Source organism: Pseudarthrobacter sp. GA104 (assembly GCF_009741265.1).
Classification (GTDB): Bacteria; Actinomycetota; Actinomycetes; order Actinomycetales; family Micrococcaceae; genus Arthrobacter.
In genome coordinates this window covers 4,021,414-4,043,342 of sequence record NZ_WOWL01000001.1, presented here as the reverse complement: position 1 = coordinate 4,043,342, position 21,929 = coordinate 4,021,414, and the positions used below count along the sequence as shown (strand labels likewise).

The 21,929-nt window shown below is 65.5% G+C and carries 16 protein-coding genes and 1 riboswitch; of the genes, 3 read left to right on the top strand and 13 right to left on the bottom strand.

Annotated features, from left to right (window positions below; all coding sequences use genetic code 11):
• Positions 1–7 precede the first annotated feature (7 nt).
• The 4 genes from rpmA to GK109_RS18490 all read right to left on the bottom strand — a co-directional run bounded on the left by rpmA (position 8) and on the right by GK109_RS18490 (position 6,145).
• Positions 8–271, bottom strand: a complete 264-nt coding sequence (gene rpmA / locus GK109_RS18505) for a 50S ribosomal protein L27 (RefSeq protein WP_009372867.1) — start codon at positions 269–271, stop codon at positions 8–10.
• A 61-nt stretch (positions 272–332) separates the two neighbouring features.
• A complete protein-coding gene (gene rplU, locus GK109_RS18500; protein ID WP_066276623.1) occupies positions 333–641 on the bottom strand; it encodes a 50S ribosomal protein L21 in 309 nt (102 codons plus the stop codon).
• A 263-nt stretch (positions 642–904) separates the two neighbouring features.
• The gene (gene thiD, locus GK109_RS18495) at positions 905–2,452 is read right to left on the bottom strand and encodes a bifunctional hydroxymethylpyrimidine kinase/phosphomethylpyrimidine kinase (protein WP_370460689.1); all 1,548 of its coding nucleotides are present in this window, start codon (positions 2,450–2,452) and stop codon (positions 905–907) included.
• A riboswitch (TPP riboswitch) is annotated at positions 2,442–2,539 on the bottom strand. (Overlaps the previous gene by 11 nt.)
• Positions 2,540–2,668: 129 nt before the next feature.
• Positions 2,669–6,145 (bottom strand): Rne/Rng family ribonuclease, encoded by a 3,477-nt coding sequence (locus GK109_RS18490; RefSeq protein WP_157241969.1) that lies wholly within the window; start codon positions 6,143–6,145, stop codon positions 2,669–2,671.
• A gap of 439 nt (positions 6,146–6,584) precedes the next feature.
• On the opposite strand from GK109_RS18490, the gene GK109_RS18485 reads away from it, so the two are divergent.
• The gene (locus GK109_RS18485) at positions 6,585–7,256 is read left to right on the top strand and encodes a vitamin K epoxide reductase family protein (RefSeq protein WP_157241968.1); all 672 of its coding nucleotides are present in this window, start codon (positions 6,585–6,587) and stop codon (positions 7,254–7,256) included.
• 63 nt (positions 7,257–7,319) lie between these two features.
• On the opposite strand, the gene ndk is transcribed toward GK109_RS18485, so the two are convergent.
• Genes ndk through ileS form a run of 4 tightly spaced genes read right to left on the bottom strand, consistent with a single transcriptional unit; the run spans position 7,320 to position 12,956 of the window.
• A complete protein-coding gene (gene ndk, locus GK109_RS18480) occupies positions 7,320–7,739 on the bottom strand; it encodes a nucleoside-diphosphate kinase (RefSeq protein ID WP_228403670.1) in 420 nt (139 codons plus the stop codon).
• 54 nt (positions 7,740–7,793) lie between these two features.
• Positions 7,794–8,261 (bottom strand): DUF4233 domain-containing protein, encoded by a 468-nt coding sequence (locus GK109_RS18475; RefSeq protein ID WP_321213744.1) that lies wholly within the window; start codon positions 8,259–8,261, stop codon positions 7,794–7,796.
• On the bottom strand, positions 8,262–9,620 hold the full coding sequence (locus tag GK109_RS18470; RefSeq protein WP_157241967.1) for a folylpolyglutamate synthase/dihydrofolate synthase family protein: 1,359 nt from the start codon (positions 9,618–9,620) through the stop codon (positions 8,262–8,264).
• Between the two features lie 3 nt (positions 9,621–9,623).
• A complete protein-coding gene (gene ileS, locus GK109_RS18465) occupies positions 9,624–12,956 on the bottom strand; it encodes an isoleucine--tRNA ligase (RefSeq protein WP_157241966.1) in 3,333 nt (1,110 codons plus the stop codon).
• Positions 12,957–13,338: 382 nt separating this feature from the next.
• On the opposite strand from ileS, the gene GK109_RS18460 reads away from it, so the two are divergent.
• Complete coding sequence (locus tag GK109_RS18460) at positions 13,339–14,343, top strand: endonuclease/exonuclease/phosphatase family protein (RefSeq protein WP_157241965.1); 1,005 nt, start codon at positions 13,339–13,341, stop codon at positions 14,341–14,343.
• A 48-nt stretch (positions 14,344–14,391) separates the two neighbouring features.
• Here the strand turns inward: GK109_RS18460 and GK109_RS18455 are convergent, their stop codons facing one another.
• Entirely contained in the window at positions 14,392–15,150 is a 759-nt protein-coding gene (locus GK109_RS18455) for an SDR family oxidoreductase (RefSeq protein ID WP_157241964.1), read from the bottom strand.
• A 125-nt stretch (positions 15,151–15,275) separates the two neighbouring features.
• Here GK109_RS18455 and valS point away from each other — a divergent pair, with 125 nt between their 5' ends.
• Positions 15,276–17,897: a valine--tRNA ligase gene (valS, locus tag GK109_RS18450; RefSeq protein ID WP_157241963.1), complete on the top strand. Its 2,622-nt coding sequence runs from the start codon at positions 15,276–15,278 to the stop codon at positions 17,895–17,897.
• A gap of 350 nt (positions 17,898–18,247) precedes the next feature.
• Here valS and GK109_RS18445 read toward each other — a convergent pair whose 3' ends face one another.
• The 4 genes from GK109_RS18445 to GK109_RS18430 form a co-directional block, all read right to left on the bottom strand.
• Positions 18,248–18,862: a DsbA family protein gene (locus GK109_RS18445; protein ID WP_157241962.1), complete on the bottom strand. Its 615-nt coding sequence runs from the start codon at positions 18,860–18,862 to the stop codon at positions 18,248–18,250.
• An 84-nt stretch (positions 18,863–18,946) separates the two neighbouring features.
• The gene (clpX, locus tag GK109_RS18440; protein ID WP_157241961.1) at positions 18,947–20,227 is read right to left on the bottom strand and encodes an ATP-dependent Clp protease ATP-binding subunit ClpX; all 1,281 of its coding nucleotides are present in this window, start codon (positions 20,225–20,227) and stop codon (positions 18,947–18,949) included.
• A 176-nt stretch (positions 20,228–20,403) separates the two neighbouring features.
• Positions 20,404–21,063: an ATP-dependent Clp protease proteolytic subunit gene (locus tag GK109_RS18435; RefSeq protein WP_157241960.1), complete on the bottom strand. Its 660-nt coding sequence runs from the start codon at positions 21,061–21,063 to the stop codon at positions 20,404–20,406.
• Between the two features lie 37 nt (positions 21,064–21,100).
• The gene (locus tag GK109_RS18430) at positions 21,101–21,724 is read right to left on the bottom strand and encodes an ATP-dependent Clp protease proteolytic subunit (protein WP_157243122.1); all 624 of its coding nucleotides are present in this window, start codon (positions 21,722–21,724) and stop codon (positions 21,101–21,103) included.
• Positions 21,725–21,929: the final 205 nt, after the last annotated feature.

Genomic DNA, 21,929 nt, shown 5'->3' with positions numbered 1-21,929 from the left:
CTGGTTGTTACTCTGCAGCTGCAGCAGCAACGATGTTGACGACGCGACGACCGCGGCGGGTGCCGAATTCAACGGCGCCCGGGGTCAGGGCGAACAGGGTGTCGTCGCCGCCGCGGCCAACGCCGGCGCCCGGGTGGAAGTGGGTGCCGCGCTGGCGGACGATGATCTCGCCTGCGGAAACTACCTGACCGCCGAAGCGCTTGACGCCGAGGTACTGTGCGTTGGAGTCACGACCGTTGCGAGTGGAGCTCGCGCCCTTTTTATGTGCCATCTGAAATGCCTGCCTCTAAATTCTGGGGAATCTGCTGAAAAACCTGAACAGTAACGGAAGGTTACTTGATACCAGTGATCTTGACCTTGGTCAGTTCCTGGCGGTGACCCTGGCGCTTCTTGTAACCGGTCTTGTTCTTGAACTTCTGGATCACAATCTTAGGACCACGGAGGTCCTGGAGGATCTCAGCCGTAACAGTTACCTTGGCCAGGTCAGCAGCGGCGGAGGTGACCTTGTCACCATCAACCAGGAGCAGTGCGGGCAGCTGAATGGTGCTGCCAGCTCCACCGGCGACGCGGTTCAGGGTAACGAAGTCTCCAACGGAAACCTTCTCTTGGCGGCCGCCTGCGCGGACAATCGCGTACACCACTTGGGAACTCACTTCTCTCGACGTTTATTACAAATTTGCGTGCGGAACCCGGTTCCATAATTGGTTGGGCTCTCGCTGTGCCTCAACGCCGTGGGGTCATAACCCAAGTGTTGGCGTAAGCACCGAAGATCTAGAATACGCTAGTTTTGGCTTCGGCCGCAAATGAGGCTGGTTCCGGCGGGTTGTCTGTGATAGGTACCACAACACATTTCCTTGGCCGGGGGGTGCCCCACCATAGTACCGGCGCGGCGGCCGTCCGGACGTCAGGAATGAAGGCGCGGCGCGTCGAAAAATTCAACTTCCAGGCGGCAGGACTGCCTGAATGCCGTGGCCATGGCATCCTTCTCATGCGCCGGAGCGGTGCGCCCCGCACTGTCCACAATGGCAACCGCCCTGCGGGTGGCCGCGGCGAAGTCCTCATCCGCGTATGTGCGCAGCCACTCCGCGTAGGGATGGCCCGCCGGCTCCCCGGCAGCCACGAACTGTGCGTGGAGCGTTTTGCCCACCTCCGCGTACAGCCAGAAGCAGGGCAGGACGGCTGCCGCCAGCACGGCATAACTGCCCGACGCCGATGCCGCCACCAGGTGGTCCACGTAGGACTTGGTTACGGGTCCCAGCTGCGGCTCAACGGTCCGGGTACTGAGCCAGGAGCGGTGCAGTTCAGACTCGACCTCCAGGCATTGCGCGGCGGAACGTGCCCAGAAGAGTTGCTCTGCCTCGGTGGGGGCCAGGGCACTTGTCCGCGCGAGCACCCGTGAATAACCGTTGAGGTAGATGGCGTCCTGGGCCAGGTAGTAGCCAAACTGTTTCTCGGCCAGGTCGCCGGAGGCCAGGTCCCGGATAAACGCCAGGGAATAGATGGCTTCCAGGTGCTCCTCCGCTTCAGCCCACAGCCGCGCCGCGAAGCTGCCTTCAGCAGGCTCCGGCTGAAGGTGGTGGAAGTGGTGGACTGGTCCGTTGCCCGTACCCACCTCCAGCGACTCCGAGGCCTCCAGCGCGCCGGACAGCCAGGGCTTGACCTCCCGGAGGGCTGCCTCCCAGTCCCCCAGCCGCACCTGGACTGTGGCCATGGCTGATGACAGTGAACAACCGGTGCCGTGGCTGTTCAGCGTTGCCACCCGCCTGCCCGGGACCACCACCACGTCCTGGCCAAGCGTGCCTGCAGTGTTGACAAGGGCGTCGGGGCATTCGTCCCCGGCCAGGTGTCCGCCCTTCACAAGCACCGTCGCCCCGGTGGCGGAAGAGAGCTCGCGGCCCTGTTCCAGGGCGCCTTCCCAGCTCTCCTGCACGTTCCCGCCCACCAGCATGGCAAGTTCAGCCAGGTTGGGCGTGATGAGGTGCGCCAGCGGCAGCAGCTCGCGAAGTGCGGCTTCGGCGGATTCCTGCAGGAGCCGGTCACCGCTGGTGGCCACCATGACAGGGTCCAAAACCACGACGCCGGGACGGACTTTTTCGAGCCACGCCCGGACAGCTTCGATCACCGCGACATCACCCAGCATCCCGATTTTCACGGCGTCGATGCTGATGTCCTCACTGAGCGCGTCAAGTTGCCGGGTGAGGAAGTCAGCAGGCGGAACGTGGACCCCGCGTACGCCGCGGGTGTTCTGTGCGGTGAGGGCAGTGATGGCGGCCATTCCGTAGCCGCCGTGGGCCGCGATGCTTTTCAGGTCCGCCTGGACGCCGGCTCCGCCGGACGGATCCGAGCCCGCGATCGAGAGGACCCGGGGCACGTCCGGCCGCTGGCCGGACTGTGCTGCAGGGGCAGGGGCGCCCTGAGGGGTGGCAGAGGGCAATTCGAGAGTTGAAGACAAGAGACATCCCTTCGCCGGTGCTAGCCGGACAGGTTCAACGGGTGTGGATCTCAGCCGGCTCTGTGCGCGGCACCCCGTGTCGGTTCACCAGCCTAGCTTTTTTGCGGTACGCAGGGCGAAGGTGACGCAGTGCGACTGGTGCGGCCTTAAATGCCGGATGCCCGGCCGTCCACACGTGGTGGGCGGCCGGGCATCCAGCGTGTCGCGTGCCGTGGCCTAGAGTTCCGAAGCGGGAACCCCGACACCCAGGATGATGGGCTCCGCGGCAGGCTTGGCGTTGCCTGGCGCAGGGGCACCTGCCTGGTCAGCTTCCGGCGCCTTTGCAGAGTGTGAATGCCCTGCCGCCGCGGCGGGGACATTCTCGTGCTGCTCGACGGAGGTCTCGTTGGCCGCACCCTGGGCACGGCTGGCGCTGCGGTTGCGGCGCGCCCGGCGCGGGCGGGACTGTTCCAGGGTGTGGTCGGAATAGTCCTTTTCGCGCAGCGCATGGGCAGCCTGCAGCGGCTCAGGCCGGACCTGCGGAGACTCCGCCTGCGGTGCCTGGACGTGCTGCGGTGCCCGGACCTGCTCCGGTTCCCGCTGCTCCTTTTCCGGTGCCCGCCGTTCGGGCTGCCCGGCTGTGGCTTCCGCGGCAGGGGCAGGCTCACCGAGGTGGGCGAAGGCTTCGGCGAGCCGGTCCAGCGTCAGGGCCGGCTTCGGCTGCTGCTCCTCCGCGTGCTCCACGAACGGCAGGGCAACTTTCTCCCCGCCAAAGGTGAGGACGGCGGCAGGCCGGGAGGCGTCGCCGTCGTGCTTCTCAGGTTCCGCCGGCTGGACCTGCGGAGCCTGCCGGGCCGCGGCTACCTCATCGTCGTGCAGGTGGGCGGCGTGTGCTGCCGCAGCAATATTGGCAAGGGCAAGCCTGGTGGCTTCGGCCTTTGCGTGCCGCTCGGCGTCCGTGGGGTCGGGGTGGACCGTGTGCACGTGGAGGGCGGCTGCAGGAGCAGCGTCCACCTGCTGGCCGCCGCGGCCGCGGCGGCGCTTCCGGTCTGGACGGACGCCGGGCTGGCTGCTGTCCCCGCGCTGGGCCTCAGCGCGGTGGCTTTCATTCCGGACGTCCGGGCGGGCGTCCGAGCGCTGAACGTGGTGTTCGGCCGCCACGATATTGGCCCGGCGGTGCTCCACGGGGTCATCGTGGGTCACCACGCCGCGGCCGGCGCAGGCCTCGCACTGCTCGCCAAACACTTCAAGCAGCCCGGTGCCCATCCGCTTGCGGGTCATCTGCACCAGGCCAAGGGACGTGACTTCGGCAACCTGGTGCTTGGTGCGGTCGCGTCCCAGGCACTCCACCATCCGACGGAGGACGAGGTCGCGGTTCGATTCCAGGACCATGTCGATGAAGTCGATGACGATAATGCCGCCGATATCGCGCAGGCGGAGCTGGCGTACCACTTCCTCCGCAGCTTCCAGGTTGTTCTTGGTGACCGTCTCTTCAAGGTTGCCGCCGCTGCCGGTGAATTTGCCGGTGTTGACATCCACAACAGTCATGGCCTCGGTGCGGTCGATCACCAGCGAGCCGCCGGAGGGCAGGAAGACCTTCCGTTCCAGTGCCTTGTGGATCTGTTCGTCGATCCGCCATGCGCTGAAGATGTCCTGGTCCTTGGTCCACTTCTCGAGGCGCCCCACCAGATCGGGAGCGACGTAGGTGACGTAGGCCTCGATGGTGTCCCAGGCTTCCTCGCCGGAGACGATCAGCTTGGAGAAGTCCTCGTTGAAGACGTCGCGGACCACCTTGATGGTCAGGTCCGGTTCGCCGTACAGCAGTTCCGGAGCAAGGATCTTGGTGGACTTCGACTGGCTTTCGATGCCTTCCCACTGGGCCCGCAGCCGGTTGATGTCGTGGGTCAGCTCTTCCTCGGAGGCGCCTTCCGCAGCGGTCCGGACAATAACGCCGGCCTGCTCGGGGAGGCGGTCCTTGAGGATCCGCTTGAGGCGGTTGCGTTCGACGTCGGGCAGCTTGCGGGAGATGCCGGTCATGGAACCGCCGGGAACGAAGACCAGGTAGCGGCCCGGCAGTGAGATCTGACTGGTCAGGCGCGCGCCCTTATGGCCCACGGGGTCCTTGGTGACCTGGACCAGGACGGTGTCGCCGGACTTGAGCGCGTTTTCAATGCGGCGCTGCTTGCCCTCGAGGTTAACGGCCTCCCAGTTGACTTCGCCAGCGTACAGGACGGCGTTGCGCCCGCGTCCGATGTCCACGAAGGCTGCTTCCATGGACGGCAGCACGTTCTGGACCTTGCCCAGGTAGACGTTGCCGATCAGGGAATCCTGCTGGGTCTTGGAGACAAAGTGCTCGGCCAGGACGCCGTCTTCCAGGACGGCAATCTGGATTCTGTCATCGCGCTGGCGCACGATCATTTGGCGGTCCACGGACTCCCGGCGGGCCAGGAACTCGGCTTCGGTGATGACGGTGCGGCGGCGGCCCGTGTCGCGCGATTCGCGGCGGCGCTGCTTCTTGGCCTCCAGGCGGGTGGAGCCCTTGACGCTGGTGACCCGGTTGCTGACCGCGGGTTCTCCCACGGGGCGCGGTGCGCGGACGCGGGTCACCGTGTTGGGGGGATCGTCGTCTCCCCCGCCCGTCAGTTCAAGGTCCTGGTCGCCACGGCGGCGGCGGCGCCGACGGCGGGACGTCACGCCTTCGTCGGCCTGCCCGGCGGCTTCCTCGTCGGCGTCATCGGCAGCATCGGTCTCGGCATCTGAGCCCTCGGCGTCTTCGCCGTCACGCTCGCCAGTCCTGCTGCGGCCGCGGCGGCCGCGGCCACGGCGCCTCCTGCGGTTACCGGCATCGTCCGAGTCGTCCTCGGTGTCCTCTTCTTCAGCTTCTTCCGTGGCGGCCGGCGCGGGCCGGACAACAGCGCTGAGATCCGGGGCCTGGAACAGGACGGAAGTGGCGGAACCTGGCTCCAAAAAGAGGGAGCCGAAAGGGCTTGCCGGGGCGGTGGAAGCGGCAGGGGCGGCTACGGGTTCCGCGGCAGCATCGCCCTGGGCGGCTGCCTCGGCGGCGGGCGGGCCCTGCACGGGAGTGCCGTTGTCCTGCCCGGCTGCGGAAGGCAGGACCGCAGGTTCCGGTGCGGCCGCTTCGGCTTCAGCTGCGGCGACTGCCGGGTCAGCGACGGCTGGAGCTTCCGCGGCAGGTGCGGCTTCGGCGGGCGCAGCTCCCGCCGCCGCACTCTCTGCCTGCGCAGCCGCAGCCTCCGCCACCGGGGCGGAGGTCTTGCGGGTGGCAACCCGCCGGCGTCGGACGGGTTTTGCGTCCTCCGCGGCGGCTTCAGAAGGCGCGCCGGCCGACGCAGCCTGCGCGCCGGCGTCGTCGCCGGCAGCGGCAGGGGCGGCTGCCTCCTCGGCGAAGGCCGGAAGCGGCTCAGCCGGGTCAACCTTCTTCCTGGAGCGGCTCCGGCGGACGGGTGCCTTCGCCTCAGCGGCGTCGGTAACCGGCACTGTGTTTACTGCGTTCGCGCCGGATTCGGCGGCGCTGGCCCCTGCCTGCACGGAATCTGCGCCCGCGGTGCCTGCCGCAACGTCTGTTTCGGCGATCAGGGCGTCACTGGCCTTGGGAGCGGCTTTCCGCCTGGTCCTCGTGGCCTTCTTCGGCTCGGCCTCGGCACCCGTGGCGGCGGCTTCATCATTAACGGCTGAAACTTGTTCATTATCCATATGTGGCAACACTCCTGCCCCTGACGTACCGCCACATCCGGCACCCATTGGGGCACATATTGTCAAAACCCGCAGGCGTTGACAGAAGTCAAGTGGATACCCCCAGGTTCGCACCGGCAGTGGGGTGCGGCAGCCCGTGGGGGCCGGCAGGATGTTCAAAAACCCGTTGTTCCACGTGTCACAACCAGGTGCCGCCCAATGGAGTTGCGGGAGGCCGGATTGACAAATCCAAAGCCTGCGCTGCTCATCATTGGCGGTCTTGCGAACAAGCCACCGGACCGGAATCCGAATGTGGATCGGGTTCCAGCCACGTTCATTCTCTCATACCCGGACTATTCCACGGCGGAAGAGGCGCTGCATATTCCCTCCCTGAAGGGTCTTTCCAGCCGCCGGCGTTACAATCGGGCAAGGAGCACCCGATGAAAAGGACGCCTTGCCAATGCCCAGCATTTCCCCCGTCAGCGGCACCCACGCGCCGGAACGGACTCTTGACCCGGACACCAGTGCGGCTGGAGCCCGCCCGCCCATGACCCGCGACCGGCCCCTCGGCTGGCTGCTGGTGGTCACCGGGGTGGTTGGCTGGCTCGCGTCCGGAGCACTGGTCCTGGAGAAGCTGGAGGTCCTCAAGGACCCTAACCACACCACGGTGTGCGATGTGAACCCTTGGATCTCCTGCGGCCAGGTGATGCAGACGTGGCAAAGCTCGCTGTTCGGCTTCCCCAACATGTTCATCGGCATCGTGGCGTTCGCCATCACCATCACGGTGGGAATGGCGCTGCTGGCCGGCGCCAACTTCGCCCGGTGGTACTGGCTTGGCCTGCAGGCCGGCGTCACGCTGGGCTTCGCGTTTGTGGTGTGGCTATGGTCGCAGGCGCTGTACGTCATCCACATCCTGTGCCCGTTCTGCATGATTGTGTGGGCGGCAATGATTCCGCTCTTCGTGTGGGTGACCATCCGGAACATCAGCGCCGGCGTGATCCCGGTACCTGCCAAGGCCGCCCGCATCCTGGGCGACTCCGGCTGGATCATCACGGCCCTGCTCTATGTGGCAGTTATCGCCACCATCTTCTTCGCCTTTATCCAGGTTTTCGCCGGGACGTCAGGCTTCTAGGCCTGCGGACGGGAAAAGCCCCTGGTTCCGAAGAACCAGGGGCTTTTTGCTGTCCCCGGGCGGTCAGCCCTGGAACCAGATCTTGATCTCGCGCTCCGCGGAATCGGTGGAGTCGGAGCCGTGCACCAGGTTCTGCTGGACCTTCAGGCCCCAGTCACGGCCAAAGTCGCCGCGGATGGTGCCCGGGGCCGCCGTGGTGGGATCGGTGGTGCCGGCAAGGGAACGGAATCCCTCGATGACCCGGTGGCCCTCGAAGATCGCCGCAACAACGGGGCCGCTGAGCATGAATTCCACGAGGGGCTCGTAGAAGGGCTTGCCGACGTGCTCCTCATAGTGCTGCTCCAGGAGTTCGCGCGAGGCGTCGACCTTCTTGAGTTCGGCCAGGGTGTAGCCCTTGGCTTCGATCCGGGCCAGGATGGCGCCGGTGAGGTTGCGGGCGACGCCGTCGGGCTTGATCAGGACGAGGGTGCGCTCAGTGGTCACGACTGCTCCAATGCGTTGGGATGGGTTTCGGGGACAAGTCTACGGGGACTTTGCCTACGGGGACTGCGGCTGCTGCCCCGGCCCAGCCGCCTGGTCCGGGTGCGCCGCCTCCCACTCCGCCTGCTCGCGGGCGCGCTCCCCGGCCTCGCGGTCCAGCCGGATTCCGGTGCGGATGCCGTACCACCAGGCCGCTGCGAACAGGGCGCCGACCAGGAACATGGCGGGCTCGAAGATGCCGGTCAGGACCAGGACGAGCTGCAGGATCCAGCCCAGCCCGATGCCCCAGGGCCTGGTGAGGAACGCGCAGGCCACGATCATCACGACACTGAGCCCGATCCCCACACCGAGGATGAGGGCCGGCGGGAACTCCCCGCGGCGAAGTCCGAACACTGCCAGGGTGGCGAAGAACATGACGAAGGCTTCCAGCAGCAGCACGGTGGACGCGAACATCACCTTGGTGGAGCGGCGCTTCCTGGGCATGCCCGGGCGCCACTCACGCTGGGCTTTGGTCAGCTTGGGCACTCAGGCCTCCGTCTTTCCGAGCAGGATCCGGGCCTCGGCAACAAGGGTGATGGAGCCTGTCACCAGGACTCCCCCGGACAGGTCGTCGTTGGCTTCGGCGCGTTCCACTGCCCACTCAAGGGCGTCGTCGAGCTTCTCCGCGATGTGCACGTTGTCCTCGCCGAAGCCAAGCTCAACCGCGAGTTCGGCCAGTTCCGCGGCAGGGACTGCCCGCGGGGAGTTCGACTGGGTGAAGCAGAATTCCTCCGCGATCCCGCCCAGCGACTCCTTGAGCTGCCGGAGGATCTCCTCGGCGTCCTTTTCCTTCAGCACCCCCACTACCGGAACCAGCCTGGTGAAGTTGAAGGCTTCCTGCAGGGCGGCAGCCGACGCCTTGATGCCATCCGGGTTATGGGCTGCATCCACAATGATGGTGGGCGCGGTCCGGACCACTTCAAGCCGGCCCGGCGACGTCACGTTGGCGAAGCCTTCCTGCAGCACGTCGAAGTCGAGTTCCTTTTCGCCCCCGAAGAATGCCTCGATCGCGGCCACGGCCACCGCGGCGTTCTGCGCCTGGTGTGCGCCGTGCAGCGGGACCAGGAGTTCCGGGTACCGGCCGGCGATGCCCTGGATGCTCACCATCTGCCCGCCCACAGCCACGGTCCGGGACTCAACGCCGAATTCCACGCCTTCGAAGCGGAACGGCACGCCCACGTCCTTTGCCTTCTCCAGCAGGACCTGCGCCGCGTCCAGGGGCTGGGCGGCGCTGATGAGGTAGCCGCCCGGCTTGATGATTCCCGCCTTCTCATGGGCGATGTCCTCCGTGGTGTCGCCCAGGAGGTCCGTGTGGTCAAGGGAAATGGGCGTGATGACGGAGACCTGCCCGTCGCCCACGTTGGTGGCATCGGTGATCCCGCCCAGGCCCACCTCGATGACGGCCACGTTGACCGGCTGGTCCGCGAAGATTGCGAAGCCAAGGATGGTGAGGCATTCGAAGTAGGTGAGCCGGGGCTGGCCCTCGGCTTCAAGCTCGGAGTCCACGATCTCCAGGTAGGGACGGATTTCGTCCCAGATCCGGACGAACGTCTCGTCGGAAACCGGGTGGCCGTCGATGCTGATCCGCTCAGTGACCTTGGACAGGTGCGGGCTGGTGTACCGTCCGGTGCTGAGGCCATGGGCCCTCAGCACCGATTCGATCATGCGGGCGGTGGAGGTCTTGCCGTTGGTGCCGGTCACGTGGATGATCGGGAACGCCTTGTTGGGCTCCCCCAGCACGTCCATGGCGCGGAACAGGGGCGCGAGGCGCGGCTCCATCTTGTTTTCCGGCGCCCTGCCCAGCAGTTCGGCGTAGACGCTCTCTACGGAAAATTCGTCAGTCATGGATCAGGCCTCTACTTTTTCGACGGCGACGGCCGGCTCGGCGGCGTCCGAAGGTTCTGCCGCCAGGTCAACGGTGAGGGTCTCACCCTTGACCAGGTCGGCGTTGGCGAGCAGGGCGTCCACGACGTTCTGCCGGGCAGCCACAGTGGTCCGGATCCGGTCGCTGACGTTCAGCCCGGCGTCCTTGCGGGCCTGCTGGATGGCGCGGATCATGTCCCGGGCCAGTCCCTCTGCTTCCAGTTCCGGGGTGACCTCGGTGTTCAGGACCACAAAGCCGCCCCCGGGAAGGACAGCGGCTGCACGTGACCCGGCACCCTCTGCGGCTTCAGCCACGACGGTTTCCAGGACGTATTCCTGAGGCTCGAGCTCGAGGCCGCCGGCGGTGACCACCCCGGCGTCGCTGACGGACCAGTCACCGGACTTGGAGCCCTTGATGGCCTGCTGGACGTTCTTGCCCAGGCGCGGGCCGGCAGCCCGTGCGTTGACCACGAGCTTCTGCTCGATGCCGAACTCCTCCGGGGAGGCGGCCTCGGCGTCGAGCAGGCGGACCGAGCGCAGGTTCAGTTCATCGGCGACGACGACGGCAAAGCCTCCCAGCGCGCCTGCACCGGGTGCCACGACCGTAAGTTCCTGCAGCGGGAGGCGCACGCGCAGGTTCGCGGCCTTGCGCAGGGAGGACCCGGTGGAGCAGATCTGCTGTACGCGGTCCATCGCCTCGACCAGCCCCGGGTTGGCCGGGAACAGCCCGGCGTCCGGCCAGTCGGCCAGGTGCACGGAGCGCCCGCCCGTGAGCCCGCGCCAGATCTCCTCGGAAACCAGCGGCAGCAGGGATGCGGCTACGCGGGCGACGGTTTCCAGCGCGGTGTAGAGCGCGTCGAAGGCGTCGACGCTCTCGTCGAAGAACCGCTGCCGGCTCCGGCGGACGTACCAGTTGGTGAGCATGTCCAGGTAACTGCGCAGTTCGTCGCAGGCGCCGGAGATGTCATAGCTGTCCAGCTGGGCGGTCATATTGCGGACCAGCTCGCCGGTGTTGGCGAGCAGGTACTGGTCCAGGGTGTCGGCGTAGCCGTCATAGCGCAGCTTCGCGTCGTAGCCCGCCCCGCCATTGGCCGCGTTGGTGTAGAGCGTGAAGAAGCTGTACACGTTCCACAGCGGCAGGATGACCTGGCGGACGCCGTCGCGGATTCCCTGCTCGGTGACCACGAGGTTGCCGCCGCGGAGGATGGGGCTGGACATCAGGAACCAGCGCATGGCGTCCGAGCCGTCGCGGTCCAGGACCTCCGACACGTCCGGGTAGTTGCGCAGGCTCTTGGACATCTTCTGCCCGTCAGAGCCCAGCACGATGCCGTGGCTGATGACGTTGCGGAAGGCCGGCCGGTCGAACAGTGCCGTGGAGAGGATGTGCAGCATGTAGAACCAGCCGCGGGTCTGGCCGATGTACTCCACGATGAAGTCGGCGGGGTTGTGGGTGTCGAACCAGGCCTCGTTCTGGAACGGGTAGTGCACCTGGCCGTAGGGCATGGAGCCGGAGTCGAACCAGACGTCCAGGACGTCCTCCACGCGGCGCATGACGGACTGGCCCTCTTCGGGAGTTCGGGGATCGTCCGGGTTGGGCCTGGTCAGTTCGTCGATGAACGGGCGGTGCAGGTCCACCTGGCCGTCTTTGTTCAGCGGCAGGCGGCCGAAGTCCGCCTCGATCTCGGCGAGCGAGCCGTAAACGTCCGTGCGGGGGTATTCGGGATCGCTGGACTGCCACACGGGGATGGGGCTGCCCCAGTAGCGGTTGCGGCTGATGGACCAGTCGCGGGCGTTCTCCAGCCACTTGCCGAACTGGCCGTCCTTGACGTTGCCCGGGATCCAGTTGATCTCCTGGTTCAGCTCGGACATGCGGTCCTTGAACTTGGTGACTTCCACGTACCAGGAGGACACCGCACGGTAGATCAGCGGGTTGCGGCAGCGCCAGCAGTGCGGGTAGCTGTGCTCGTAGCTGGCCTGCTTGACCAGCCGCCCCTGGGCACGCAGCACCTGCGTGATGGGCTTGTTGGCCTCGAACACCTGCAGGCCCGCGATGTCGTGCAGGTCCCCGTGCTTGAACAGCGGCAGGAACCTGGCGCCTTCGTCCACGGAAAGGATCACCGGAATGCCGGCTTCCTCGCACACCTTCTGGTCATCCTCGCCGTAGGCAGGCGACTGGTGGACGATGCCGGTGCCGTCACTGGTGGTGACGTAGTCGGCAACCAGGATCCGCCAGGCGTTCTCCATGCCGTACTTTTCGTTGTCTGCGAAGTCGTGCCACAGCGGCTGGTACGCAAGCCCTTCGAGTTCCGTGCCGGTGTGGGTGGAAACCACTGCGGCCTGGGCAGCCTCGAAATCCTCATAGCCCAGGTCCTTGGCGTAGTTGCCCACCAGGTCGGCCGCCAACAGGAAGCTTCCCGTGACGGGCGCCTCCGCGGAGGCAGCCTTGATGCCGTTCGGGCCGGCAGGCAGCACAGCGTAAGTGATGGAAGGGCCGACGGCGAGCGCCGCGTTGGTGGGCAGCGTCCAGGGCGTGGTGGTCCAGGCGAGGGCCTGGACGCCGGCAAGCTGCCGGGACAGCTCCGAGTCCCCCGCGGTGATGGGGAAGGTCACCGTGACCGTCTGGTCCTGACGGTTCTTGTAGACGTCGTCGTCCATTCGCAGCTCATGGTTGGACAGCGGTGTCTCGTCCTTCCAGCAGTAGGGAAGAACCCGGTAGCCGTTGTAGGTCAGGCCCTTTTCGTGCAGCTGCTTGAAGGCCCAGAGGACGGACTCCATGTACTCCACGTTGAGGGTCTTGTAGTCGTTGTCGAAGTCCACCCAGCGAGCCTGGCGGGTGACGTAATTGCGCCACTCGTCGGCGTACTTCATCACGGAGGCGCGGCAGGCGTCATTGAACTTGTCGATGCCCATAGCTTCGATCTGGGTCTTGTCCGTCATGCCCAACTGCTTCATGGCCTCAAGCTCGGCGGGCAGGCCGTGGGTGTCCCAGCCGAAACGGCGCTCCACGCGCTTGCCGCGCTGGGTCTGGTAGCGGCCCACCAGGTCTTTGGCGTAGCCGGTCAGCAGGTGCCCGTAGTGCGGCAGGCCGTTGGCGAAGGGCGGGCCGTCGTAGAAGACGAACTCGTTGCTGCCGGGCTCGCCGCCGGGAGCGTCCGCGCTGCGCTGGTCGATGCTGGCCTGGAAGGTGCCGTCCTGGTCCCAGTACTTCAGGATGCGCTCTTCGATCTCCGGAAACTTCACGGAGGCGGAAACAGCGGCACCGCCGCTGGACGACGCGCTGGCAGAAGTGGAGGCTGAGGCCTTGGGGTAATACGTCATGTCGACATCCTGGGTTGAGCTTGGCGAACTGCCGGCCTGCGCCGTGCTGTTCCGTTCAGGATGCGAGGACGGCTTGCCGTGTTGTCCGCCGGACCCCACGCTCACCGCGGTACCACCTCACTTACCGTCGCTGCGTGTTCCCCGAAGGGAACTGGCGCCGCGACGGCCGCTCATTGACTGCTGTGACGGGCTTACCCGTCCGGTTCTACTGGCGCGTACCCCGTAACGGCAGGATGCGTGTTCTTCCGGAAGCTCACCGGTGATTGCCGGGTCATAGCCATCTCTGAGTCTACTATCGCCGCCGGTCCATCGCCATTCCGGCACCTTGGGCCGGTGCACTTCCCCGCTGCGCAAGTGCGGCCCGATGCCTAGACTCAAGCACATGGCCAACTCTGCACGGCTTCGGCCGGCATTGCGTCCGGGCAGGGCATACGCATGGCTCTGGTTCCTCCTTATGGTGCCGATGGTGGGCCTGTCCATTTTTCGCGCCGTCCCTGCCGCGTGGCCGTTGCGCGCAATCCAACTGCTTGCTTTCACCCCGTGGCTGGCGGCACCGGCCGGAGCGGCACTCCTGCTGGCCCTGTTGGGCCGAAACCGCTGGCAGGCTGCCGTCAGTTCGGCGCTGCTGGCCTGCATCGCCTTCTGGCTCTTCCCGCTCCCGGCCGGCAAGCGGGTGCCCAGCAACGGACCAACAGTCGAGTTAAGGGTGATGAGTTTCAACTCGAAGCTCGGCCGGGCCGATGCCCGCACGGTTGTGCGCCTGGTGCAGGAGAACCGGATAGATGTGCTCGCCGTGCAGGAGCATTCCCAGGCTTTCCAGGAGCGCCTTGCCGCCGAAGGCCTGGACGCGCTCCTGCAGCATAGGGTGACGGATCCCGCCAATAATGCAGGTGGCAGCGCTGTGTACTCGCGGTTCCCCCTTGAAAAAGCCGGGCAGGTTCCCGGCACTGCGTTCCGGATGCCCATCGTGCGGATTACCGTTACGTCCCAGGGCCGGGCCGGGGTGCTGGAGGTGACCAATGTCCACACCCGGGCACCGGTTGAACACAAGGCAGGGGAATGGCGCAGTGACCTGGCCGCCGTCAAAAAGGTGGCCGCCGGCGGCGGGAGCAGGCTCCTCATGGGAGACTTCAACGCCACGTACGATCACGCCGATTTCCGCAACCTCCTGGGCGGCGGGGACGGTCCTGGCCTTGTGGACGTGGGCGTCGCGGCCGGCGCACGGCTGGTGCCCACCTGGCCCATGGACGGACAACTGCTGCCCGGCATCACCATCGACCACGTCGTGACAAGCCCGGACATCGGAAGCTCCGGCTACGTAGTGCACCGGGTAGCCGGAAGCGACCATGCGGCGGTCACGGCGGTCCTTGACGTCCCCGCGGGCTGATCCCCGAAGCCCCGGCCGCCCACGGGGATGCCGGCCGGGTTGCTGCGGTCAGTTCTTCCGGATCAGTTTGTAGTTTGCTGCCTGCGCCACCGGGCGGACCACAATCTGGTCGAGGTTGACGTGGTGCGGAACGCTCACTGCGTACCGCACCACTCCGGCCACGTCACCTGCAGTGAGCGGCTTCTCCACCCCTTGGTAGACCTTGTCCGCGGCCTGCCGGTCACCGAGCCGGTTCAAAGCGAACTCCTCCGTCTGGACCAGCCCCGGTGCCACCTCGATGACCCGGACGTTGTGCTCGGCTTCCTCCAGCCGAAGGGCCACGGTCAGGGCGTGCTGGGCGAATTTCGCCGCGTTGTACCCGCCGCCGCCCTCATAGGCTGCCAACCCCGCCGTGGAGGTCAGGTTGAGCACCGTCCCTTCGCCGTTGGCGCGCAGCATCGGCAGGAACGCCCGGATGAGTTTCATGGTGCCCAGCACGTTGACACGGTACATCCACTCCCAGTCCTCCGTGTCGGCTGCTGCGATGGTGTCGGCGCCCCTGGCACCGCCGGCGATGTTGATCAGCGTGTCGATGCCGCCCGCTTCGGCCACCTCCGCCACAAGCCGGGACACGTCGTCGTCCTCGGAAATGTCGGCAGGGACTGCGACGGCGCCGGTCTCCTCCGCCAGGGCGGCGAGGCGATCCGCGCGGCGGGCGACCGCAAACACGGTCCAACCCTCCACCGCGAGGGCACGGACGGTGGCCTCTCCGATTCCGCTGCTTGCGCCGGTCACCAATGCTGCTTTTTTCTGCGAAATGTCAGTCATGGCACCACCCTAACCGGGGCTGCCGAACGGGCGCCTCCCGATGAGTCGGCGGATGAACCGCAGCACACGGGGTGCCTCATGGACGCCGGGCGGGCGGAAGCGGCGGGACATGAAACAATTGGCAGATGGCTGAAGACAAACAGGGTACAGACACGCCCACCACCACCCCCATCAACGTTCCGGACAAGCCGGCCCTCGAGGGCCTCGAAGCTGCGCTCACGCAGCGCTGGCTGGCCGAGGGGACCTACAAGTTCAATCGGGAGACCACCCGGGACCAGGTCTACTCGATTGACACTCCCCCGCCCACCGCTTCCGGTTCACTGCACGTGGGGCACATGTTCTCCTACACGCAGACTGACGTGCTGGCGCGCTACCAGCGCATGACCGGAAAGAACGTCTTTTACCCGATGGGCTGGGACGACAACGGCCTGCCCACCGAGCGCCGGGTCCAGAACTTCTACGGCGTCCGCTGCGACCCCTCCATCCCGTACAACCCTGACTACCGGCCGCCGGCGCAGCCGGCGAAGAACCAGCGGGACTTCGACGTCGTCTCCCGAAGGAACTTCATCGAGCTCTGCGAAGAGCTGGCGGTTGAGGACGAGAAGGTCTTCGAAAACCTCTTCCAGACACTGGGCCTGTCCGTCGACTGGGAGCTGACATACCGGACCATCGACGACAACTCGCGGGCGGTCTCGCAGCGCGCGTTCCTGGCCAACCTGGCGGCGGGCGACGCCTACATGGCCGAGGCACCCACCCTCTGGGACGTAACCTTCCGTACCGCAGTGGCCCAGGCCGAACTCGAAGACCGCGAGGTCCCCGGAGCCTACTACCGCTACCCGTTCTTCACCGAGGACGGACAGAAGATCCACATTGAGACCACCCGTCCCGAGCTGCTGGCTGCCTGCGCCGCACTGGTGGCAAATCCCGACGACGAACGGTACCAGCCGCTGTTCGGCAAGAAGGTCACGTCGCCCGTCTTCGGCGTCGAGGTTGAGGTGAAGGCGCACCCGCTCGCCAAGGCGGACAAGGGCTCCGGCATCGCCATGGTGTGTACGTTCGGTGACCTGACCGACGTCACCTGGTGGCGCGAACTGCAGCTGCCCACCCGCGCCATCGTTGGCCGGGACGGCCGGATCATCAGCGAGGTTCCCGAGTGGATCACCACCGATGCCGGCCGCGAGGCCTTCGCCGCGATTGCCGGCAAGACAGTCTTCAGCGCCAAGGAAGAAGTGGTGAAGCTCCTCACCGCCGCAGAGCTGCTTGAGGGCGAGCCCAAGAAGATCATGCATCCCGTGAACTTCTACGAAAAGGGCGACAAGCCCCTGGAAGTGGTCACGTCCCGGCAGTGGTACATCCGCAACGGTGGACGCGACGAGGACCGCAGGGAGCGGCTCATCGCACGGGGCCGGGAGATCGACTTCCATCCTGCCTTCATGCGTTCCCGCTACGAGAACTGGATTTCCGGCCTGAACGGTGACTGGCTGGTTTCCCGCCAGCGCTTCTTCGGCGTGCCCATCCCCGTCTGGTACCCCCTGGACGCCGACGGCAACCCGGACTACGACTCCCCCATCGTGCCCTCCGACGGGCAGCTGCCGGTGGACCCGGCAGCGGACGCCGCTCCCGGCTTCGACGAAAGCCAGCGCGATGTTCCCGGCGGCTTCACCGGTGACGCGGACATCCTGGACACCTGGGCCACGTCCTCCCTGACTCCAAAGATCGTGGGCGGCTGGAAGCGCGACGAAGACCTCTTCGCCAAGGTCTTCCCCTTTGACGTCCGGCCTCAGGGCCACGACATCATCCGGACCTGGCTGTTCTCCTCCGTGGTGCGCGCGGACGCCTTGGAAAACAGCGCGCCGTGGAAGCACGCCGCCATCTCCGGTTGGATCCTGGACCCGGACCGCAAGAAGATGTCCAAGTCCAAGGGCAACGTGGTGGTACCCACCGACGTGCTGGAGGAATACGGCTCGGACGCTGTCCGGTACTGGGCCGCTTCGGCCAAGCTCGGTGCGGACACAGCCTACGAGATCGCCCAGATGAAGATCGGCCGGCGCCTGGCCATCAAGCTGCTCAATGCCTCCAAGTTCGTCCTGAACCTGGGCGCCACGGAGGACTCGGTGCTGTCCGCTGACCTCTCCGTCCTCACCAATCCGCTCGATCGCGCGGTCCTGGCACAGCTCGCCGACGTTGTGGCCCAGTCCACGAAGGCCTTCGAGAACTACGACTACGCTCGGGCGCTGCAGATCACGGAAAGCTTCTTCTGGCAGTTCACCGACGACTACGTGGAGCTCATCAAGGACAGGGCCTACGGGGCTGCGGGCGAAGCGGAACAGGCCTCGGTGCTGGCAGCCCTCGCCACCACCCTGGACGCCCTACTGCGGCTCTTCGCGCCGTTCCTGCCGTTCGCCACTGAAGAGGTGTGGAGCTGGTGGCGCAAGGGCTCGGTCCACCGCGCCGCGTGGCCGGCCGCCCTGGCGGTGCCGGGCGGCGACACCACCATGCTCGCAACGGTTGGTGTTGCCCTCAGCGGTGTCCGCAAGGCCAAATCCGAGGCGAAGGTGAAGCAGCGCACGGAAGTCCTGACTGCGACCATCACGGCTCCAGCTGGACTCGCAGGGCAACTGAATGCCGGCTTGGCCGACTTGAAGGCAGCCTCCAATGCCCGCGAAATTTCAATAGTGGTGGGCGAGGGCGAGCTGGCTGTCACCGGTGTGGAACTGGCCGTCACGGAGGAGCCGGCGAAAGCATAGCCGCAGCCTTGGGCCCTGTTTTCGGGCAAAGGGGAAGCCCCATCAGCGTTTTGCCGTTGGTGGGGCTTCGACTTTTCGGCCATCCGGTGACGTCTTGATGGTCTGGCAGAATCCGCCGATCTTCAGGTCTTCCTACGTTCGTCACTTGTAGCTTGCATCCTGACTTTGCCGATGGCTGCGTCGAATGCATATCACTGAATCTTTGGTTTCTGCGTCCCAATTCTTTCGAAGTGGGTAAGAACTATTGTTGTCCCGGCTGCCGCGATGCGCAAGAGCCCCGGCTGAACTACAAACGAGTAGTTCAGCCGGGGCTCTGGACACTCCCGCCGGGGCTTCCGGAGGGGCCGGGCCTAGTTGAATTCCGGACGTTCGGTCCTGCTCCGCTTTAATTCGAAGAAGTGCGGGTAGGAAGCAATCGCGGTGGTGGCATCCCACAGCTTGCCGGCTTCCTCGCCCCGCGGGATCCGGGTGAGCACGGGACCGAAGAATGCCGTGCCGTTGAAGGCCACAACCGGCGTTCCAACGTCCTGGCCCACCCGCGAGATGCCTTCCTCGTGGCTGGCCCGGAGCTGGCGGTCGTAGGCGTCGGTAGCGGCGGCTCCGGCCAGTGAAGCGGGAAGGCCGCATTCAGCAAGTGCTTTGGCGATCACCAGGTCGCGGTCCTTTTCGCCCTGTTCATGGATCAACGAGCCCATGGCGTCGTAGAGTGGCTTGACCGTGCCCCTGCCGTGTTCCTCCTGGGCCGCGATGATCACCCGGACCATACCCCAGGCGTTGTCCATCGATTCGCGGTAGGCAGGTTCCAGGTCCCGGCCTTCGTTAAGGACGGCCAGGCTCATCACGTGCCACTCCGTCCCGATGTCGCGGACGCCCTCCACTTCGCCTATCCAGCGCGAGGTGATCCAGGCGAACGGGCACAGCGGATCGAACCAGAAGTCGGCCGTGTTCTTAGCGGGCTCAGTCATAGGGAATTCCTTCGCTGGTCTCAGTGGCGCGGGGCAGCCACGACGTGTAAGGGCTACTGCGGGTAACGGCGCTGTGCCGGGAAGTCAGGCAGACTTACGGCGCTTGGCGACGTGGGGAACGATGGTCGGTTCCGCACCCCTCAGCACGACGTCCTCGGTGATGATCACGCTGGCAACGTCTTCGCGGCTGGGGAGATCGAACATGACAGGAAGCAGCACTTCCTCCATGATGGCCCGCAGCCCCCGGGCGCCGGTGCCGCGCTCCAGCGCCTGCTCCGCAATGGCGTCAAGGGCTGTGTCGTCAAACACCAATTCCACGCCGTCTATCTGGAACATCTTCTGGTACTGCTTCACAAGGGCGTTCTTGGGGGTGGACAGGATCTGGATCAGGGCATCGCGGTCCAGGTTGGAGACGGTGGTGATCACGGGAAGCCGGCCGATGAACTCGGGGATCAGGCCGAATTTCAGCAGGTCCTCGGGCATCACTTCACCGTAGGAATCCACCTTCTTGCTGGCCTCGTTCAGGGGGGCGCCGAAGCCTATGCCCTTCCGTCCGGACCGCGACCCGATGATCTCTTCCAGGCCGGCAAAGGCGCCCGCCACGATAAAGAGGACGTTGGTGGTGTCAATCTGGATGAATTCCTGGTGCGGGTGCTTCCGGCCGCCCTGCGGCGGGACGGAGGCAACCGTGCCTTCCAGGATCTTCAGGAGCGCCTGCTGGACGCCTTCGCCGGATACGTCGCGGGTGATGGAGGGGTTCTCGCTCTTGCGGGAAATCTTGTCGATCTCATCAATGTAGATGATGCCCTGCTCAGCCTTCTTCACGTCGTAGTCGGCGGCCTGGATGAGCTTGAGGAGGATGTTCTCCACGTCTTCACCGACGTACCCGGCCTCGGTCAGGGCCGTGGCGTCAGCTACCGCGAAGGGAACGTTCAGGCGGCGGGCGAGGGTCTGGGCGAGGTAGGTCTTGCCACAGCCGGTGGGGCCGATGAGCAGGATGTTGGACTTGGCAATCTCGACGTCGTCGTGGTGGCCGCCGTCGGCAAGGCTTCCGGATTTAGGGGCGTGGCCGGCCTGGATCCGCTTGTAGTGGTTGTAGACGGCGACGGCGAGGGAACGCTTGGCAGGCTCCTGGCCAATGACGTACTCCTGCAGGAAATCGAAGATCTCGCGCGGTTTGGGAAGTTCGAAGCTTCCCAGGTCAGCAACTTCCGCGAGCTCCTCTTCAATGATCTCGTTGCAGAGCTCAATGCATTCATCGCAGATGTAGACACCGGGCCCGGCTATGAGCTTGCGCACCTGCTTTTGGCTCTTTCCGCAGAAAGAGCACTTCAGCAGATCCGTGCTCTCGCCAATCCGAGCCATATGTGAACCCCTTAGTATCCTGCTGCCAGGCAGCCTTGCTCCGTTGCTGGAATCTCCACCGGGCCTGCACGGACCGGTTGTGACACCATCCACTCTAGGTCACATTCGCTTCCCAGGGTGGAAGGAAAAGGCCGGTGAAGCCAAATGATTGGCCCCACCGGCCCATTACTTTACCGTTACCGGCTGATCGCCTGCGGTTTGATCTTCCGTGAATCCAGGACCTGGTCGATCAGGCCGTACGTCTGCGCTTCTGCCGCGGTGAGGATCTTGTCGCGCTCGATGTCGTTGTTGACCTGCTCTGACGTCCGTCCCGAGTGGTGGGCGAGCGTGTCTTCCAGCCAGGAGCGCATCCGCATGACTTCGGCTGCCTGGATCTCCAGGTCTGAGGCCTGTCCGCCCTGGCCGCCGGACAGCGCCGGCTGGTGGATCAGGACGCGGGCGTTCGGGAGGGCCAGGCGCTTTCCGGGAGTACCTGCCGCCAGCAGTACGGCAGCGGCGCTTGCGGCCTGGCCGAGGCAGACCGTCTGGATCTCGGGGCGGATGTACTGCATGGTGTCGTAGATGGCCGTCATGGCGGTAAAAGAGCCGCCGGGCGAGTTGATGTAGAGGGTGATGTCGCGGTCCGGGTCAGTGGACTCGAGGACCAGCAGCTGGGCCATGACGTCATCGGCAGAGGCGTCATCCACCTGCACACCAAGGAAGATAATGCGGTCTTCGAAGAGCTTGGTGTAGGGGTCCTGGCGCTTGAAGCCGTACGGAGTGCGTTCCTCGAACTGGGGCAGGACATAACGGCTGGTCGGAAGGTTACCGGCAGTCGATCCGAAGTTGTAGGTCATTTTTGTTGCTCCTGATCTAAGTTTTCTCTGTGCCGGATTACTGTTCGGACGCTGACTCGCCGGAAGACCCGTTGGCCGTTCCGCCGCCACCGGATACAGAGCCGGCGTGGGCGGCGATCTTGTCGAAGAAGCCGTACTCCAGGGCCTCGGTTGCCGTGAACCACTTGTCCCGGTCGTTGTCCTTGAGGATGGTCTCGACGGTCTGGCCGGTCTGCTCGGCCGTCAGTTCCGCCATGACCTTCTTCATGTGCAGGATGAGCTCGGCCTGGATCTTGATGTCCGAGGCGGTGCCGCCGATGCCGCCGGAGGGCTGGTGCATCAGGACGCGGGCGTTGGGGGTCGCGTAGCGCTTGCCCTTGGTGCCGGAAGACAGCAGGAACTGTCCCATCGAGGCGGCCAGGCCGGTGGCTACCGTGACGACGTCGTTGGGGATGAACTGCATGGTGTCGTAGATGGCCATGCCTGCCGTCACCGAGCCGCCCGGGGAGTTGATGTAGAGGTAGATGTCCTTGTCCGGGTTCTCGGCGGACAGCAGGAGCAGCTGCGAGCAGATGGCGTTGGCGTTGTCGTCACGCACCTCTGAGCCCAGCCAGATGATCCGCTCTTTCAGGAGACGGTTGTAGATGTAGTTGTCCTGGGCTGCGGGATCGACAGTAGCCATCCGGGGGGACTCTGCGTGCTGTGACATGTGTACTTACCTCTCGCTGGTGACGGTGACATCACTGAAAATCACTACTTGGACACTAACCGGTTTCAGCGGTGTTTTGTTCGCGCATCCGCGGCTGTTCGCTGACGGCGCACGATCGGCAGGGCCGGTGCGAAGCAGCAGGATCCAACGCAAACGGCCCCCGGATCCAATGATCCGG

Coding starts and splice junctions, on each gene's coding strand:
- GK109_RS18490 (WP_157241969.1), bottom strand. CDS start 6,145: ATGGATAATGAACAAGTTTCAGCCGTTAATGATGAAGCCGCCGCCACG.
- rpmA (WP_009372867.1), bottom strand. CDS start 271: ATGGCACATAAAAAGGGCGCGAGCTCCACTCGCAACGGTCGTGACTCC.
- GK109_RS18430 (WP_157243122.1), bottom strand. CDS start 21,724: ATGGCTACTGTCGATCCCGCAGCCCAGGACAACTACATCTACAACCGT.
- GK109_RS18435 (WP_157241960.1), bottom strand. CDS start 21,063: ATGACCTACAACTTCGGATCGACTGCCGGTAACCTTCCGACCAGCCGT.
- GK109_RS18470 (WP_157241967.1), bottom strand. CDS start 9,620: ATGACTGACGAATTTTCCGTAGAGAGCGTCTACGCCGAACTGCTGGGC.
- GK109_RS18445 (WP_157241962.1), bottom strand. CDS start 18,862: ATGACTGAGCCCGCTAAGAACACGGCCGACTTCTGGTTCGATCCGCTG.
- valS (WP_157241963.1), top strand. CDS start 15,276: ATGGCTGAAGACAAACAGGGTACAGACACGCCCACCACCACCCCCATC.
- GK109_RS18455 (WP_157241964.1), bottom strand. CDS start 15,150: ATGACTGACATTTCGCAGAAAAAAGCAGCATTGGTGACCGGCGCAAGC.
- GK109_RS18485 (WP_157241968.1), top strand. CDS start 6,585: ATGCCCAGCATTTCCCCCGTCAGCGGCACCCACGCGCCGGAACGGACT.
- ileS (WP_157241966.1), bottom strand. CDS start 12,956: ATGACGTATTACCCCAAGGCCTCAGCCTCCACTTCTGCCAGCGCGTCG.
- clpX (WP_157241961.1), bottom strand. CDS start 20,227: ATGGCTCGGATTGGCGAGAGCACGGATCTGCTGAAGTGCTCTTTCTGC.
- GK109_RS18460 (WP_157241965.1), top strand. CDS start 13,339: ATGGCCAACTCTGCACGGCTTCGGCCGGCATTGCGTCCGGGCAGGGCA.